The following is a 16370-nucleotide window of genomic DNA, read 5'->3' as shown; positions in this document are numbered from 1 at the left end:
CCACTTCGCTTTCTTCTCCGACCTGGGCAATAATAGCCTGTGGTAAGTACTCCGCGACCTCTTCGAAGGATGGCTGGACTTCCTCGGTAACTCCGCTAAGCTCTAATCTGCCATCCAGCAGATTCTCTTCCGGATCATACCAGGACCAGGAGAAGATCTGGACTTCACAGCCGGTATCACTGTTCCGCCTGGAACTGTCGTATCTTCCATATCCGATGGTGTACTGACGGAAGGTGCATCTTCCTGTTTCTCGTCATCCTCTGCTTTGTCGGCAGAATCTTTCTGATCGTTGGTTTCTTCATCATCCGGCCCGGTTTCAGAATCGTCCTCGTTCGTACCGGAAGACGCGGCTGTATTCCGTATGCATCCGCTTTCTACAGTGCAGACGTGGGTACATTCCGTCGGCTCTTCTCCTATCTGTGACGAGGTCGCTTCCTCATCCGGCTCGCCGTAGCACTCCTCGGTATGCACATGGACACATTTTTTCTTCTCCGTCTTCTGCGGCATATCCGCCCATGCCGTATTTCCAAATAATGTCGATACTGCCACTGTCATTGTCAGACACATCGCTGCCGCCCTTCGTATACTTTTCATTCTCCCATCTCCTCTCTGTTTACCTTTCATCTCTTTTGACGCTCATGAAGTTTAATTCTCATACTGTTATTATTGAACAATTTTCAAAAAATGTCAACAAACTATACACAATATATGCTTGGTACCGTTATTGTTACTGTTCACGGGTAGGCACTTTTGGAACCGAACGACATTTCTCCTTTGTCCTCAAACTTTTTTGCCTGATTTCCCGATTTTCATTGTGAATTTCGTTACCTGCTATCTCCATCCCGCCCCAGATACTCCCACACAAACCGCGATACTTCCGCCTTTTTATGGTACCTCTCCCGCACCGCATATACATGCAGCCGGGTCTTTGCACGCGTCATTGCCACATAGAACAGACGTCGTTCTTCCTCCATATCCTCGTCCAGCATCGCGCGGCTGTGCGGCGTGATGCCCTCATTGGCATCGAGAATATAGACAATGGGAAATTCCAGCCCCTTGGCGCTGTGCATCGTCGCGAGTGTGAGCGCATCCGTCTCCGTCCGCCGCTGCGCCGCCTGCCGGAGCAGTTCCTCCTTGTACGCCTCGATGTGTGCAAACCACTCGTCAAAGGTCTTGAAACCCGCCGCACTTTCTTTTAATTCGTCGGCAGTCTCTAAAAGTTCCTCCGGTCGCATCCGCCGGAATGCCGCATACTCGATCAGATATTCGTCGTATCCCATGCCCTGGCGGATATAATTGACGGCTGCCAGAGGTGACATCCGGGCGATCGCCCGCAGATCGCCTTCCAGACTCTCGATCCGCTCGGCAATCCAGTCTTTCTCCGCATAGAATGCCTTCATCTTCTCGAACGAAACCGTCTCATCCGGCATCGCATCCCGGCTGATATAACGCTTCGGACGGTTGATGACCTGCAAAATATCTTCCCGAGCCCGGCTTCCCATGGCGATTCGGATATAGGTCAGGATATTTCGCGAAATCCAGTGTTCATAGAGATTCGGCACCGTATCCCTTGTCCGGAAGGGAAGGTTGTATTCCATCAGCTTTTCCATCAGAAAACGAGGACCAGCATTGGTCCGGTATAAAACTGCGATATCCCCCGGCCGCACTCCCGACTGCAGATACAGCTGTATCTCCCTGGCAATGGCCAGATTTTCTTCCCCCGGATCCTGCCAGAGCTTCGTGATCACGTTCTTCCCATGCCGTCCCGTTGTATGGATGGTCTTTGAAAAACGTTTCTGGTTTTCTCCGATCAGCCGCAATGCCGGTGCCACGATCTCCTCGGTACTGCGGTAATTCACATCCAGAAGAATCCGTCCGGCACCCGGATAATCCCGCTCAAACCCCAGCATAATCTCCGGTTTGGCCCCACGAAACCGGTAAATCGACTGATCATCATCGCCCACGATAAAAAGATTATCTTCCGGCTTGGCTAACATCCGCACGATCTCATATTGAAGCCGGTTGATGTCCTGAAACTCATCAATCAGGATGTACCGATACCTCCTCTGCCAGGCAGACAGGATATCTTTTCTTTCCGTAAAAAGTTCCAGACACAGCACCATCATGTCATCGAAATCGATGAGTCCGGCCCGGCGCATTTTCTCTTCATAGCCCGCATAGAGCTGACGGAAAACTGCATCCGGACAGTTTTTGGAATAGTAATGTTCCAGTGCAATCCTCTCTCCCTTGACAGAGCTTATCTCACTTAAAATGGAGGCTGCAAACTCATTTTCATCCTCCGGCTCCAGACCTCCGGCCTGAGCCAGCTCCCGGACAAACTGCATCTGCTGCTCTTCCCGGACAATATTGTCAGCGTATATCGGTATGCCAGCTTTAAGATCCTAAAAAAGATCGAATGAAACGTGCCAAAGGTGACTCTGGATCCGCCGCCGATCAATGCTTCATACCGCTCCCGCATCTCCTCGGCTGCTGCCCGGGTAAAGGTAATCACAAGAATATCCCCCGGATCGATTCCGTACTCCTTCGTCAGATACTGGACCCGATGGGTGATCACCGTTGTTTTCCCTGATCCCGGTCCCGCCAGAACCATCATGGGACCATCTTTATGCATGATTGCCTGTGTCTGTGCTTTACTGAATGCCATTTCCTGTTTCCTTACTCCACAATTCAAGAATATCTCGGCATATTTGCTTCGAAATTCGCATTTTGACGTGCAAGACATCCTTCTGCCGCGCATCTGAAGCAAATCTGTCAAGTACAAATGTAAGAAAAGTGCGCCTTGGAATGTATTTCTCACAAAGCGCACCTTTTCACTGCTTTTCATGCATCTACGATACATGAAAAAGCAGTTATTTATTTACTACCTACTGATTTAATCTGCGAAGCCAAACTTGCTTCAAGTCGAACATCGACGGTTACGACAGCCTACTGCTGTGCCTCCAGAAGTTCAATCCCCTTCTTGATACGGCGGATCGACTCTTCCTTGCCAAGCACTTCCATGATCTCGGTCGCGCCTGCCGGCGTCATCTGCTTGCCGGATACAGCGGTACGGATCGGCCACATTACAAAGCCGGTCTTAACGCCCTCTTTGGATACATACTCGGACAGCGCCGCGTACAGGGCGTCGTTGGAGTAATCTTCCTGTGCTTCCAGAATCGGCAGAACATCTTTTAATACCTTTAAGGATGTCTCCAGATTGGTCTTCATCTTCTTGTGAACATACATCTGCGGATCATACTCCGGCAGTGTCTCAAAGAAATCGATGTGTCCCTCGATATCCGGGAAAATCTCGATTCTCGTCTTAACCATCGCCGCGATCTTCTTCAGATCCAGATCCTTGGTGATTACTTTCTTGATGTACGGCTCTGCCATCTCATAGAACTTATCAAAATCCATCGCCTTGATGTACTCGCCGTTCATCCATTTCAGTTTTACCATATCGAAAACAGCCGGAGATTTGCTGATATTCTTGTAGTTGAACTCTTTTACCAGCTCGTCTAAGGAGAAAATCTCCTGATTATTTTCCGGTGACCAGCCAAGCAGGGCAACGAAGTTGACAACTGCCTCGGAAACGAAGCCCTGATCGATCAGATCCTGATAGGAAGAATGACCGCTTCGCTTGCTCAGCTTCTTGTGCTCCTCGTTCGTGATGGTCGGGCAGTGCACATAAACCGGAACCTTCCATCCGAATGCGTCGTACAGACGGTTGTACTTCGGTGAAGAAGACAGGTACTCGTTACCGCGGACTACATGGGTGATCTGCTGTAAATGATCGTCCACCACATTTGCGAAGTTGTAGGTCGGGAATCCATCCGATTTGATTAAAACCATATCATCCAGCTCGGAGTTATCTACGGAAATATCCCCGTAAATCTCATCGTGGAAGGTAGTCTTTCCCTCGGTCGGATTGTTCTGACGGATGACAAACGGCTTTCCTGCCTTTAAGTTTGCCTCTACCTCTTCCTTGGAAAGGTGCAGGCAGTGCTTATCATAGGTCATGATCTCTTCGCCGTTTACTTCTCTCTTTAAGCTGTTTAAGCGTTCCTGATCGCAGAAACAGTAATAAGCTTCGCCTTTATCGATCAGCTTCTTCGCATATTCCATGTAGATGCCCTGTTTCTGACGGTCGCTCTGTACATACGGGCCAACCGGACCTCCGATGTCCGGACCTTCGTCATGCTTCAGTCCGGTATCGCGCATCGTATTGTAAATGATCTCGGTCGCGCCTTCAACGAAACGCTCCTGATCGGTATCCTCGATTCGCAGGATAAAATCGCCGCCCTCATGTTTTGCAATCAGGTATGCGTATAATGCAGTTCTTAAGTTTCCTACATGCATTTTGCCTGTCGGGCTCGGTGCGTATCTGGTTCTGATCTTTGTCATACTTTTCACACGGCTGTCTGGAAGCTTATGTTCCAAACAGTTTTTCCTTTCCTAGAAATAATTAAAATATTGGAATTATAAAATAAAGTAACTGTTCCGTAAGTCTGCGCATTTACTGCGCTGACCATACGAAAACATGGGCCAGCAGGCAGGTAATTTATATCACGCCTTCATATTCAGCAGATGGCACGCCAGCTGGAAATAAATCATCAGGCTACACGCATCCACGATCGTCGTGATCATCGGCGACGCCATGATCGCCGGGTCGAGATGGATCGTCTTCGCCGCAATCGGAAGCACACATCCGATCGTCTTCGCGATGATAACCGTGCAGAACAGGCTGATAACTACCGTCAGGCAGATGAGTACCTGCCCCGGATACTGGATCATCAGGCGAACGAAATTGACAAGCGCCAGAGAAAGTCCACAGAGCATTCCCACGCGGATTTCTTTCCACATAACTTTCAGAATATCCGCCGGTTCTACCTCGCCGACCGCCATACCACGGATGATCATCGTGCTCGCCTGGCTGCCGGAGTTTCCGCCCGTATCCATCAGCATCGGAATAAACGTAACCAAAAGCGGAATTACCGAAAAGGCATTCTCATATTTTAACAAAATACCGCCGGTCACCATACTGCTCAACATCAGGATCATCAGCCACGGAATACGATTTCTCGCGAGCTGGAACACGCCCGTCTTCAGGTACGGCTTCTCACTTGGCAGCATCGCCGCCATCTTCTCGAAGTCCTCCGTCGCCTCCTGCTCCATGACATCCATGACATCATCGACCGTGATGATGCCGACCAGACGGTCTTCGCCGTCCACAACCGGTAAACTCAGGAGGTTGTACTCATTGAACGTCTCCACGACCTTTTCCTGGTCTTCCGTCGTATACGCCTTGATCACATGCGGATCCATGATATCGCCCATGAGCGCCGCATAATCATTCATCAGAAGATCCTTGACCGTCACAACGCCCTCTAAGCGGCGTTTTTCATCCATGACGTAGCAGGTGTAAATCGTCTCCTTGTCCACACCATATTTCCGGATATAATCAAATGCCTGCTCCACCGTCATATTTTTCTTGAGTCCCACGTACTCCGCCGTCATGACGCTTCCGGCGCTGTTTTCCGGGTAATTGAGGAACTGGTTGATCAGTTTTCTCGTATCCGGGCTGGAGTTCTGAAGTACGCGCCGCACGATCGTCGCCGGCAGCTCCTCCAGCATATCGACCGCATCATCGACATACAGGTCGTCAATGATGGCACGCAGCTCATTATCCGTAATACTGGTAATGATGTGCTGCTGCTGTTCGACTTCCAGACAGGCAAATACCTCCGATGCCAGCTCTTTCGGCAGCATACGGAATACAACGACCGTCTTCTCTGAATCCAATTCTTCGATAAATGAGGCAATATCCACCTCATTCATCTCGACCAGCTGGCTTTTCAGCTCCCGGTACTTCTTCCCGGACAGCAGAGCCAGCAGCTCTTCTTTCTTCTCTTCTTCTAACATTCCCGTCTCCTTCCAAAATATTGTCATTTTGGAAATCGGACAGGCTGCTCCCTTCCTGCTCCTGCACACAGGCAGAATGCCGGAAACTTATCCACAGATGCGGCAGTGTACACAAGGAATCCGCTGTTTGCAGCTGTCATTCCTGCAAATGCATGTGTACGCTGCCTTCGGTTCTGGGTAGCTGCCGTCTGATTCCGCCTTATGACTCCGGCTTTCCATTGTGTTCACTCCTCTCCTGATTTTCTCGCATGAAAACATCCGGCAGATTGATGCTCGATACCGGATGTCTCTTTTTATTATAATAATTGAATGAAAAAATAGCAATCTTTTTATCGAAGTTATCCAAAAAAACGTTGTTAAAAAGTAATTATTCACGGGTAGGCACTTTTGGAACCGAAAATGCCGCTCAGATACCACCACGGCGGCAGCAGCTTTCGCATACCCGCGGCTCCCGGCAAAAAGACTGAAGCGTCAAAAAAGATCGGGCAGAGCAGGAGGCTCGCAAGGATAAACACCGGAATCAGCGCCGCCAGAAATCCCGGCTTCCGGCAGACTGCCAGGCATCCAAAGGCATACATGGTCACGAAGAAGAGATAAAAAAGCAGCTTTCCCGCCTCTAAAAGCGGCTCTGCCCCATTTCCCGACGCCAGAAGCGCCGCATAGGCCGAAATGGATGCTAAAAATACAAACGCCGCGATCTCCGCCGTCTGCAGCAACCACCGCTCCCGGCTCCGGACCGCCGCATAAAGCCCGCGCTCTGCATCCTCGCCCGCCATGACAGCTGCCGCCAGCCCCATGATAAAAAGGAATACCGCCGTCAGCCCGCGCACCGGAAAGACCACCTTCATCGCCCCTGTCTGCAGTGCCGTTCCTCCCTGTAAGGTCTGATAATCAAAGGTAAAGGTGCTTCCGTTGCTGCGGTATTTTTCATAGAGTTCCAGCAGCATGCCGCACGCCTTTTCCCGCGCCTCCGTCGTCTGGCAGCGTGCCATCACCGTCTGAAATGCCGCTCCATTTTTCCCATAGTCCGCCAGCAGTTCCCGCCCGTACACCTCGAACAGTTCAGAAAATATCTTTTCTGATATAATTTTCTCTGCCACTGTGGACGGCGACACCAGCACGCGGACCGCACGGGTATAATGCCCCTCGTCCAGCCGTTCTTTTAATCTCTCTGGAAACAGGTAGGCGCACTCCGCCCGTCCGGTCATAACCGCCTCCTTTGCCTCTTCCTCCGTCCCGCACGGATAAAAGAAAAATGAACTGCTCTCTTCCGATTCCAGTCTTTCTGCAAGCGCCTGATTCCACGCATCCGTTCCCGGGCAGAGCGCCACCGCGATCCGCCCGGAATCCCGTTTTTCCACCTGATGGAGCGCGCCCATTCCCAATGGAAAGATCAGAAGAAACAGGAGGAACACCGGGCGGTAAAGAGCCCGCCGCAGCGTCATTCCAAACATACAGAACCACCACGCCAGCTTCCGCATCCGTCAATCCCTCCTTTTTCCGGCGGCAAGCGCCAGTGCAAAGCATGCCAATGCCGCCGCAGCCAGTTTCCACAGCACCGGAACCGCCCCTGTCTCCTCGCCCGAAGCGATAAAGCGGATTCCATCCATCCAGAGCGCCATCACCGTCATATTTCCGACTTTCTGAACCAGCTCCGGCAGAAAGACGGACGGGATGATGCCGCCCGCCAGAAAGAGAAATACCACATTGACCGCAAACAACGTCAAAATCGCCGCTGCCGAACTTCTGCACACCTCATAAAACAGCAGAATCCACGCCGAAACTGCCGCGCAGGTCAGCCCCCACGCCGCCAGTTCTTCCCGCCCCGCCAGCGCATATCCCTTCTGCACCGCCCAGCCATAGCCGCCCGCCGTGACTGCCATCAGAAGAAGCATCATGCACAAGCATTTGCAGAAAAGCGGATACCACCGCAGGATCCCGATACGCCGAAGCCCCTGTTCCAGCGCCTCCGTCTGGGGCGCCAGAAACGGCGCTGCCGGGATTCCGGTAAGAATCATCAAAAATACAATCCCCGAAATTCCATAAAAGACCGCCGTCGATACATCCCCCGCCGCGCTGACCGTTTTCTTCCGGAAAAGTGCCTCGCGGTTCATCGCATATTTTAAAAAGATACGGTTCAAATCCTGTTCGGACACCGAAATCTGTTCCGGCACTCCATGGATATTTAAACATTCATTTGCCGCATAGATCGCCGCCTGCGAAGTGCCAAGCATCGAACTGCCCGACTCTGCCAGTTCCCGAAAAACAGCTTCTTCCAGCCCGCTCTCATCCAGAAACCAGATCGTGGCGGGCTGGTTCGTTCCGTCCAAAATGCCACGCGCCATGCCGGACGGCACCTCGAAAACCGCCTGAAGTTCCCCGCTTTTCATCCTTTGGAACGCTTCATCGTGTTCCAGATACGAAAAATCGCAGAGACTTTCCACGCTGTCCAGCGAGGCAATCATTTTGGTTATCTTTTCCGAAAGCGCATCGTCCTCCGGAAGCACCACACCCACCTCGATTTTCTTTAAAGATGTTTCCCCATATAAAACCTTAGATGCCGAAAACGCCGCCATGCCGATGAGCAGCACCATCACTGCCAGCCCTGCCAGAAAATACGGCAGCTGGCGGAGCAGGCGCTTTCCGGTCAGCAGCAGATATATCATATATGTTCGCATTTTCCGCCGCCTATGACATGACTTTCAGTAGAATTGCGAACAGGTTGCCTGTCATCTCCGTTGTGACCTGGTTATAATCCTCCTCGGAGGAAGCCAGCACATCAAATGGAACGCCGTCCGGCTGCGCGATCTCATCCTCCAGCGGGTTGACATAATAGGAACCGGCTAATTCAACATAAGAAATGCTTCCATTTAACAATGTAGTTTCCATACGCAGAGAATCCATATCGATATGGACGCTCTCGCCCTTCGAAAGCTCGCTGACCGCGCCATTCGCCGTGAGCGACGCCTGAGACGCACCGTTACTCTGCAGATCCAGCTTTACCTCATAGCTGCCGTCCGCGATCTGATAGTCGCCATCCAGAATAAACTGGTATTTTTCTTCGTCGCCTTGCAGGGTCGCAATTACCTGACCACTCCAGCTCTTTCCAGCCTCGTAAGCGCCTGTTTTATCCAGGGAAACCGTGATAATCTGACCGTCCGAATCCTCAATATTTAACGCCCCATTCACATTCGACAGCATGTTGTAACCGCCGCCAAAGGAAACATCGCCGTAAAAACGGACATTTTCTTCCTCAACCGTTGCATCCGTCTCATAGGAAAATCCAGCCATTTTGCCGTCTTTTCTCACATAGACATCCATCGTCACATCCCCGATGGTATTTTCCATTTCCTCTACCAGATTGTCCAGCACCGCTTCCGCCTGCGCCCAGAGTTCCTTCTGCTGTTCCTCCGGATCCACGCTCTCTCCGTCCCCGTCCGCTGCATAGATGCTGCTTGCGTCGCCTGCCAGTTCCAGATAGCGCACCACATCCTGTTTGAGTGTCTCATCATTCAGGAAAAATTCTCTCGTCGTCTTTGCAAAGCGAATCAGCGCATTCTTCGGCAGAGTCACATGGTAACCGCGGCAGTTCTCGCTCTGTCCGTCGATCGTAAACTCTTTTTTGTCATTCTTAGTGACGGTCATAGCCGTTTTGAGGTCATCAATCGCCTTGCTTCCCTCTTTGTAGCGGTTCCAGAGTGCTTTCAGATCCATCATCGGCTCCTCGTCCGAAAGCGCTTCCTTGTACTGTCCCAGATAATTTGCCAGCCCCTCAATATCAATCCCCTGCTCTTCGAGCTTCTGCGCCGCATACGGAGAATTAATGAGCTGTCCTTCCAGATCATTGACATAGTCAAGGGTAAACATACGGCTGGAAAGTGCCGGAATCGCCGCCATGATCTGTGTATCATCCATGTAAAACTGTGCGTCCGCCAATTCTCCGCCGCCATACTGCAAGGAAAGATTTAGCAGCTGCCGTCCGCTGTCCACATCGCGCTTCACATCCAGACCGATGCCCGCACCGCTCATCTGGTTCAGGGATTCATCGGAAATACCTGTCATGCTTAACTCCATACCCGTCTGCGCAGATCCCTTCTGTAAAAGGTCTTCCAGCTCTTTCGTCCCAAAGATCTCCTCAGACGGATTTAACTGCCCTTCCGCCGTGATACTCTTGAACGCATCGATCACTGTGTCCTTCGGGTCCGCCTGATGGCTGAGCATCACACCGCCGCCGACCACGACCACCGCTGCGGCTGCTCCGGCTGAAATGAGCCATTTCTTCCTGCCAGAACCATTTCCGCCCGTTCTGCCACCGTCACTGCCGCCTGCAGCATTTCCACCGATTCCGCCGCCTGCACCAGCGGATCCGCCTGCACTGGTTCCATCCGCCGTGTCAGATGCGGCCGTAAGCGCCTGCGCCGCTGCCTCTGCCGGGTTTAGCGGGATTGAATTGTTTGACATGTTTGCATTGTTTGTATTGTTTGCATTATTTCCCTCTTCCATCTTGTACCTCCTCCTGTTTTCTCACTCTTAAAACGTTACTGTTCACGCATACGTGCCCAGTAACCTTAAAACCTCTGTATCAGCTCCCGCGCCGAAAGCCCTGCCTCCGTCGGAACCAGCACACCGTCCTTTAATACATAAAGGGTTGTACACGCCCCTATCTCTCCCATCTCATGGGACGTTAAAAGAACTGTTCCCCCTGCTTTCACATAGCTCCTGATATAAGTCAGGATCTGCTCCTTTGCCTCCAGGTCAAGCGCTGCCCCCGGTTCATCGAGAATCAGGATATCCGCGCGTCCGGAGAGTGCCGCCGCGATGCTCAGCCTCTTTTTCTCTCCGCCGGAAAGCCGTCCCGCCTGCGTTTTCAAAAATCGGTCCACACCCAGCACACGACCGACGCCGCATTCCAGATCCCGCTCCATCTCCCGCCGTTCCCCCCGGAACCAGAGACGGTAATTATCAAATGCCGTCAGCTCCGGGATCAATGGATTTTCCTGAGGCACATAGGCAATTTTTTCTTCTAATAGACGATGTCTTCCAAGCGCCTCCTGCCCGTCAATCCGAATACTCCCCCGATCCGGCTTGCGGATCCCCGCGAGGATCGAGAGCAGCGTCGTCTTGCCGCATCCATTTCCGCCGACAATCCCGATGCATTCCCCTGGATTTGCCCGAAAAGAGACATTTTTTAGGATCGTCCTTCCGCGGTACCGTTTTTCTATCCCTGTTACCTCTAACATATTTTTCCTCTTTGTAAAGTAAAAAGGAACACCGCAAAGCAGAAGCGAACCGCTTCTCTGCCTTGCAGCATTCCTTACTTTATCTGGTCTGCGCCGCAGTGATGCAGGCACATTGATTTTATGATGGATGATTGCAGCACATCGTGTGCATTTGCAATCTATTTATTATTTATTTTCAGCCAGATCGCCTGGTTTCATGCTCAGGTTGATACGACCCATCTTATCGACCTCGATTACCTTTACAGTAACTTCATCGCCGATGTTGACAACATCCTCTACCTTCGCTACGCGCTTGTCCGAAAGCTTGGAAATATGAACCATACCATCTTTGTTCGGAGCCAGCTCTACGAATGCACCAAAATTCATGATACGGACAACGGTACCTGTCAGAATCTGACCCGGCTCGATGTCGGTCACGATGCCCTTGATGATGGAAACTGCCTTGTCGATCATTGCCTGATCGGTGCCGCATACAGATACGCTGCCATCGTCCTCGATATCGATCTTAACGCCGGTCTGCTCGATGATCTTGTTGATTACCTTGCCCTGTTTTCCGACTACATCGCCGATCTTCTGCGGATCGATGGAGATCTGAACGATCTTCGGAGCATACTGGCTGACGGTCTTTCTCGGCTCGGAGATAACCGGCGCCATAACTTCATCCAGAATGTAGAGTCTTGCCTCTCTCGTCTTAGCGATTGCCTCCTCGATGATCGGGCGGGTCAGACCGTGGATCTTGATATCCATCTGGATGGAAGTAATACCCTTGTGAGTGCCGCCTACCTTGAAGTCCATATCGCCGAAGAAGTCTTCCAGACCCTGGATATCGGTCAGAACGATGTAATCATCATCGGTGTCGCCTGTTACCAGACCGCAGGAAATACCAGCTACCGGAGCTTGATCGGTACACCTGCTGCCATCAGGGACAGAGTGGATGCACAGATACTTGCCTGGGAGGTAGAACCATTGGATTCCATCGTCTCAGATACGGTACGGATTGCATACGGGAACTCTTCCGCAGTCGGAAGTACCGGCACAAGCGCACGCTCCGCCAACGCACCATGACCGATCTCACGGCGTCCCGGTCCTCTGGACGGTTTGGTTTCGCCTACGGAGTAGGACGGGAAATTGTAATGGTGCATATATCTCTTGGATGTCTCGTTCTCATCCAGTCCGTCGATCTTCTGTGCCTCGGACAGCGGAGCCAGTGTACAGATATTTAAAATCTGTGTCTGTCCACGGGTGAACATACCGGAACCGTGTACACGCGGCAGAATGTCGATCTCTGCTGCCAGCGGACGGATCTCGGTGATACCGCGGCCATCCGGACGCTTGTGATCTTTGAGGATCATCTTGCGGACAGTCTTCTTCTGGTACTGATATACAGCCTCACCCAGAACAGCCAGCCACTCCTCGTTATCAGCGAATGCCTCTTCCAGGCGCTCGGTGATTGCGCGGATATTCTCTTCTCTCTTCTGTTTCTCGTCTGTAAATACAGCCTCTTCCATCTCTTCCTGCGGAACCAGCTCACGAATCGCTGCAAACAGCTCTTCCGGAACTGCACAGCTCTCGTAGGAATGTTTCGGCTTGCCGCACTCTGCTACGATGGTGTCGATGAATTTGATGATCTCCTGGTTTACTTCATGTGCCTTGAAGATCGCGTCGATCATGATGTTCTCCGGAACTTCCTTTGCGCCAGCCTCGATCATGATAACCTTCTCGCGGGTGGAAGCAACGGTCAGAGCCATATCAGATACTTTCTTCTGTGCGTTAGTCGGGTTTACGATAAACTCGCCGTCGATCATGCCGATCTGGGTGGTCGCACACGGACCATCAAACGGGATATCGGAAATGCAGGTTGCGATTGCAGAACCTAACATCGCGGTATACTCCGGGCTGCAGTCCTGGTCAACGGATAATACGAGGTTATTTAAGGTAACATCGTTGCGGTAATCCTTCGGGAACAGCGGACGCATCGGACGGTCGATAACACGTGCAGTCAGAACTGCGTTCTCAGATGCCTTTCCCTCTCTCTTGTTAAATCCGCCCGGAATCTTTCCGACCGAATACATCTTCTCCTCAAACTCAACGCTTAACGGGAAGAAATCAATACCGTCACGCGGCTTGTCAGAAGCTGTCGCGGTTGATAATACGGTTGTATCTCCATAATGCATAAATGCAGCACCATTTGCCTGAGCTGCTACACGGCCAACATCCACTGTTAAAGTTCTGCCAGCCAGTTCCATCGAAAAACTCTTGTACATCTCATATCTCCTTTCATCTTGTTTTGCAGAAGAACCTTCACATTCTCATACGCCGCTTTCGGTTCCAAAAGTGCCTTTCTGTGAAAAGTAATACCGAAACTACTGCTCTGCCCGCAAATATGTTTTTCTGCTTTACGGGTACAGCAGCGGTCTCGGACTTTTCTTCTACATAAACAACTAGGGTGGATTGCTCCACCCTATACGTTTTAATCTTAATTACTTTCTGATGCCTAACTTCTCGATCAGTGCACGGTATCCTTCCAGATCGGATTTCTTTAAGTAATCCAGAAGACCACGTCTCTGTCCTACCATCTTCAGAAGTCCGCGGCGGGAATGATGATCCTTCTGATTGGATTTTAAATGCTCTGTAAGTTCAGCGATTCTAGCGGTCAGAATTGCGATCTGAACCTCCGGTGAACCTGTATCGCCTGCTTTTCTTCCGTACTGTTCGATAATAGCTGCTTTCTTTTCCTTTGAAATCATTGTGATTTCCTCCTTAAAATTATTCTTACCGTATGCTAAGTTTATGTCGGAGTCGTCAAAAAACTGAGCACCGGCGGACTCATACCTAGTTAGTATAACACAATATGTTTTCGGTGTAAATCATTTTATGCAGGTTTTTTCTCGATTTTTATTCCCGTTTCTTCCTATGCTCCTGGTCCCACTGCAATATTTCCACCATTATCCCCCGAGGACCTCCCGGTCCTGCCTGGTCGGTGCCGCAGTCTCCGGCGCTTTCGTCTCCGCCTGCGTTGGCGCTGTGGTCGGTGCCGGACCCGGTGCCTGTGTTTCTGCCGGTGCTGGCGCCTGCGTCTCTGCCGGCGCTGGTGTTTCTGCTGGCGCCGTGGTCTCTGCCGGCTTCGTCTCCGCCGGTTTTGCCGTACCGCTCGTCGTACTCTTCTCCGTACCAGGCAGATTGTAGCAGATCACCGGAGTTCCTGCCGAAATATTGTCAAAGATCGTCTTTGCAACACTCGGCGGCAGGTTGATACAGCCGTGGGAACCGCCCGTCTTGTAAATCGCACCGCCAAAACTGCTTCTCCACTTCGCATCATGCATACCGATACCATTATTGAACGGCATCCAATAATTAACCGGCGTCCGGTAATTCTCACCCTTCAGGACCGCATTTTTCTGCTTATATGCCAGCGGATACGAGCCTGCCGGGGTTCCCCAGCCTTTCGCCAGGTTTCCAGATACGAAATCCGACTCTACCACCAGCTTTCCTTCTTTATAGAAGAAAAGGTGCTGTCCGGTCAGATTGATCTCCACGTAAGTGTCGCCGTAGTCATTTGCCCCATGGCTCGCCGCCTTCTGGGAATACTCCGGCTCACGCGTCGTACTCTCGCCGGAGGCAATAATCGCTGCCAGCGCTTCCGTCTCTGCCGCCTGGTTGATCTTCCAGCCATACGTTCCGCCGCTTACCTGAATCGTGGAACCATACGATGTTTTCAATGTTTTCGCTTTGTTTGAAGTATTGTGTGCTTTCGCCATCTCAGACACGTACTCCGACACCTTGGAGGATCTACCGAAACACTTCCGTCTGCATTGGCAATCAGCCACGCATGAATCTGATCTCCATTTAAGGTCTCCGTCGAATCGCCAAACTGGTATGTCACGCTCATTTTCGCGTATTTATTCATCTTATCCAGCTGTTCTGCCAGAGATGCATCGTCTTTCAATACCGTCGGCTTCTTATAGACATCTGCTTCCTCCAGCGATAAATGATCCTGCAGATTCTCGATCGCACCCGTTACCGCCTGTGTCAGCTTCTCCGCCTCGACTGCCGTTCCTTCCTGTTCGGGCTCAATCGAATATCCCTGTCCGGACACATACTCTGAAATCTTTGCATTGACCGGTTCTACCGCTTTCCCCGGGTCTAAACACGATAAATTCCGGATCTGGCTTTCCAGCGCCGCATCATCATACGCCACCATGGTTCCGATCGTATATTCTTCCTGTTTCACATGCCCCAGCCATGCGAACGGGTTCTGTGCCGCTACCATCTTTTCCAGGCTGCCGTCAAACTCCGCATGCAGCTTGATATCGGTTCCGGCAATGGTTTCTGTCTGATTATTTCTCTCGGTGATCGTCAGTGTGTAACCATTCACACCTTCCGCAATCAGTTCCTGCACCTCTGCCGCTGTCTTTCCAGACGCGTCAACACCGTTGATCTGCGTATTCGGAAAGAAACGAGTCTTATATTTCTGGGACATTCCCGCATAGACACCTCCGGCTGCCACGAGCAGAATGCCCGCCGTGCAGGCAGCGATCCATGCCGCCTTTTTACCGTTTTTTCTATGCTCAGCTTTCAGAGCTGCCTTTTCCGGGGTGGTTTCCGTCCAGGATGCCGTCCTTCCGGAATCCTGTCCCCGCCGCGGCGCCGCATGGGCTGCCTCCCGCCCTGTGCCTGCGTTCTGATTTCCACGGGCGCGGCTGCGCTTTCGACTGGCTGTCTCCTCCGGCTCTTTCTCCGGCAGGCGTTCCGGCTCTTCCCACCGGTTCTGATCCTGACGCTCTGGCTGGTGTATGTTTTCCATATCCAGCTCCGCTTCCCTCAGGATCCGTTCTTCCATATCCCGGTCGAAATAATCATCATCCAAATAGCCCTCATCCGGCTCATCCAGATAATCTTCATCTTCCAGCATAATCTCCCGGCTGTTCATCGCCGTATTTCGTCTCACCGGCTCCCGCCCATCTTCGCGGCTGCCGGAACGTGAATTTTCATTCAAATTCCCGTTTCTATCTGTCATCGTCCTATTCTCCCTTTAAAAATCCAATACGGGTTCCTATTCCCGGAAGGATCTGCCATTCAAGTAATGGTTTTATCATTTGGCATATTTTTCTGACAAAAATCCATTCTATCTGTGTTGCTGGTCCTCCATCGTCCTATTGTATATAAGTTTTAAACGGAAGTCAACTTACAAAACTCTGTCATTTTCTG

General features: G+C 51.4%; 10 protein-coding genes and 2 pseudogenes. All 12 read right to left on the bottom strand.

The features are described 5' to 3' along the window. Positions 1-102 precede the first annotated feature (102 nt). Positions 103-594, bottom strand: a complete 492-nt coding sequence (locus DWX76_RS06410; RefSeq protein WP_118570331.1) for a hypothetical protein — start codon at positions 592-594, stop codon at positions 103-105. 230 nt (positions 595-824) lie between these two features. Then, a pseudogene (locus tag DWX76_RS06405) lies at positions 825-2665 on the bottom strand (ATP-dependent helicase). A 281-nt stretch (positions 2666-2946) separates the two neighbouring features. Beyond that, entirely contained in the window at positions 2947-4404 is a 1458-nt protein-coding gene (gene gltX, locus DWX76_RS06400; RefSeq protein ID WP_107001292.1) for a glutamate--tRNA ligase, read from the bottom strand. A gap of 162 nt (positions 4405-4566) precedes the next feature. Beyond that, positions 4567-5922 carry a magnesium transporter gene (gene mgtE / locus DWX76_RS06395; protein WP_118467208.1) on the bottom strand — a complete coding sequence of 452 codons (1356 nt, stop codon included), beginning with the start codon at positions 5920-5922 and terminating at the stop codon, positions 4567-4569. 371 nt (positions 5923-6293) lie between these two features. Beyond that, a complete protein-coding gene (locus DWX76_RS06390; protein ID WP_118570330.1) occupies positions 6294-7403 on the bottom strand; it encodes a hypothetical protein in 1110 nt (369 codons plus the stop codon). Between the two features lie 3 nt (positions 7404-7406). Beyond that, positions 7407-8600, bottom strand: coding sequence for an ABC transporter permease (locus DWX76_RS06385; protein ID WP_118570329.1), 1194 nt, complete (start codon positions 8598-8600; stop codon positions 7407-7409). 10 nt (positions 8601-8610) lie between these two features. Next, complete coding sequence (locus tag DWX76_RS06380) at positions 8611-10425, bottom strand: zinc ribbon domain-containing protein (protein ID WP_118570328.1); 1815 nt, start codon at positions 10423-10425, stop codon at positions 8611-8613. 65 nt (positions 10426-10490) lie between these two features. Next, positions 10491-11162 carry an ABC transporter ATP-binding protein gene (locus DWX76_RS06375; protein ID WP_118570327.1) on the bottom strand — a complete coding sequence of 224 codons (672 nt, stop codon included), beginning with the start codon at positions 11160-11162 and terminating at the stop codon, positions 10491-10493. Between the two features lie 165 nt (positions 11163-11327). Next, positions 11328-13426, bottom strand: a pseudogene (locus DWX76_RS06370) (polyribonucleotide nucleotidyltransferase). A gap of 216 nt (positions 13427-13642) precedes the next feature. Further along, positions 13643-13909, bottom strand: coding sequence for a 30S ribosomal protein S15 (gene rpsO, locus DWX76_RS06365; protein WP_022358577.1), 267 nt, complete (start codon positions 13907-13909; stop codon positions 13643-13645). Positions 13910-14107: 198 nt separating this feature from the next. Continuing rightward, entirely contained in the window at positions 14108-14920 is an 813-nt protein-coding gene (locus tag DWX76_RS06360) for a L,D-transpeptidase (protein ID WP_118570326.1), read from the bottom strand. Next, the gene (locus tag DWX76_RS06355; protein ID WP_118570325.1) at positions 14878-16179 is read right to left on the bottom strand and encodes a peptidoglycan binding domain-containing protein; all 1302 of its coding nucleotides are present in this window, start codon (positions 16177-16179) and stop codon (positions 14878-14880) included. Before DWX76_RS06355 ends, DWX76_RS06360 begins: the two co-directional genes overlap by 43 nt. Between the last annotated feature and the right edge of the window lie 191 nt (positions 16180-16370).

The sequence above is a fragment of the Clostridium sp. AF21-20LB genome (assembly GCF_003478795.1).
GTDB lineage: Bacteria > Bacillota > Clostridia > Lachnospirales > Lachnospiraceae > Otoolea > Otoolea fessa.
This window is presented reverse-complemented; position numbering and strand designations above follow the sequence as displayed.

What these genes read in the sequence shown, in the direction of transcription:
- DWX76_RS06410 (WP_118570331.1), bottom strand. Translation starts at nt 594, where the DNA reads ATGAAAAGTATACGAAGGGCGGCAGCGATGTGTCTGACAATGACAGTG.
- gltX (WP_107001292.1), bottom strand. Translation starts at nt 4,404, where the DNA reads ATGACAAAGATCAGAACCAGATACGCACCGAGCCCGACAGGCAAAATG.
- mgtE (WP_118467208.1), bottom strand. Translation starts at nt 5,922, where the DNA reads ATGTTAGAAGAAGAGAAGAAAGAAGAGCTGCTGGCTCTGCTGTCCGGG.
- DWX76_RS06390 (WP_118570330.1), bottom strand. Translation starts at nt 7,403, where the DNA reads ATGCGGAAGCTGGCGTGGTGGTTCTGTATGTTTGGAATGACGCTGCGG.
- DWX76_RS06385 (WP_118570329.1), bottom strand. Translation starts at nt 8,600, where the DNA reads ATGCGAACATATATGATATATCTGCTGCTGACCGGAAAGCGCCTGCTC.
- DWX76_RS06380 (WP_118570328.1), bottom strand. Translation starts at nt 10,425, where the DNA reads ATGGAAGAGGGAAATAATGCAAACAATACAAACAATGCAAACATGTCA.
- DWX76_RS06375 (WP_118570327.1), bottom strand. Translation starts at nt 11,162, where the DNA reads ATGTTAGAGGTAACAGGGATAGAAAAACGGTACCGCGGAAGGACGATC.
- rpsO (WP_022358577.1), bottom strand. Translation starts at nt 13,909, where the DNA reads ATGATTTCAAAGGAAAAGAAAGCAGCTATTATCGAACAGTACGGAAGA.
- DWX76_RS06360 (WP_118570326.1), bottom strand. Translation starts at nt 14,920, where the DNA reads ATGGCGAAAGCACACAATACTTCAAACAAAGCGAAAACATTGAAAACA.
- DWX76_RS06355 (WP_118570325.1), bottom strand. Translation starts at nt 16,179, where the DNA reads ATGACAGATAGAAACGGGAATTTGAATGAAAATTCACGTTCCGGCAGC.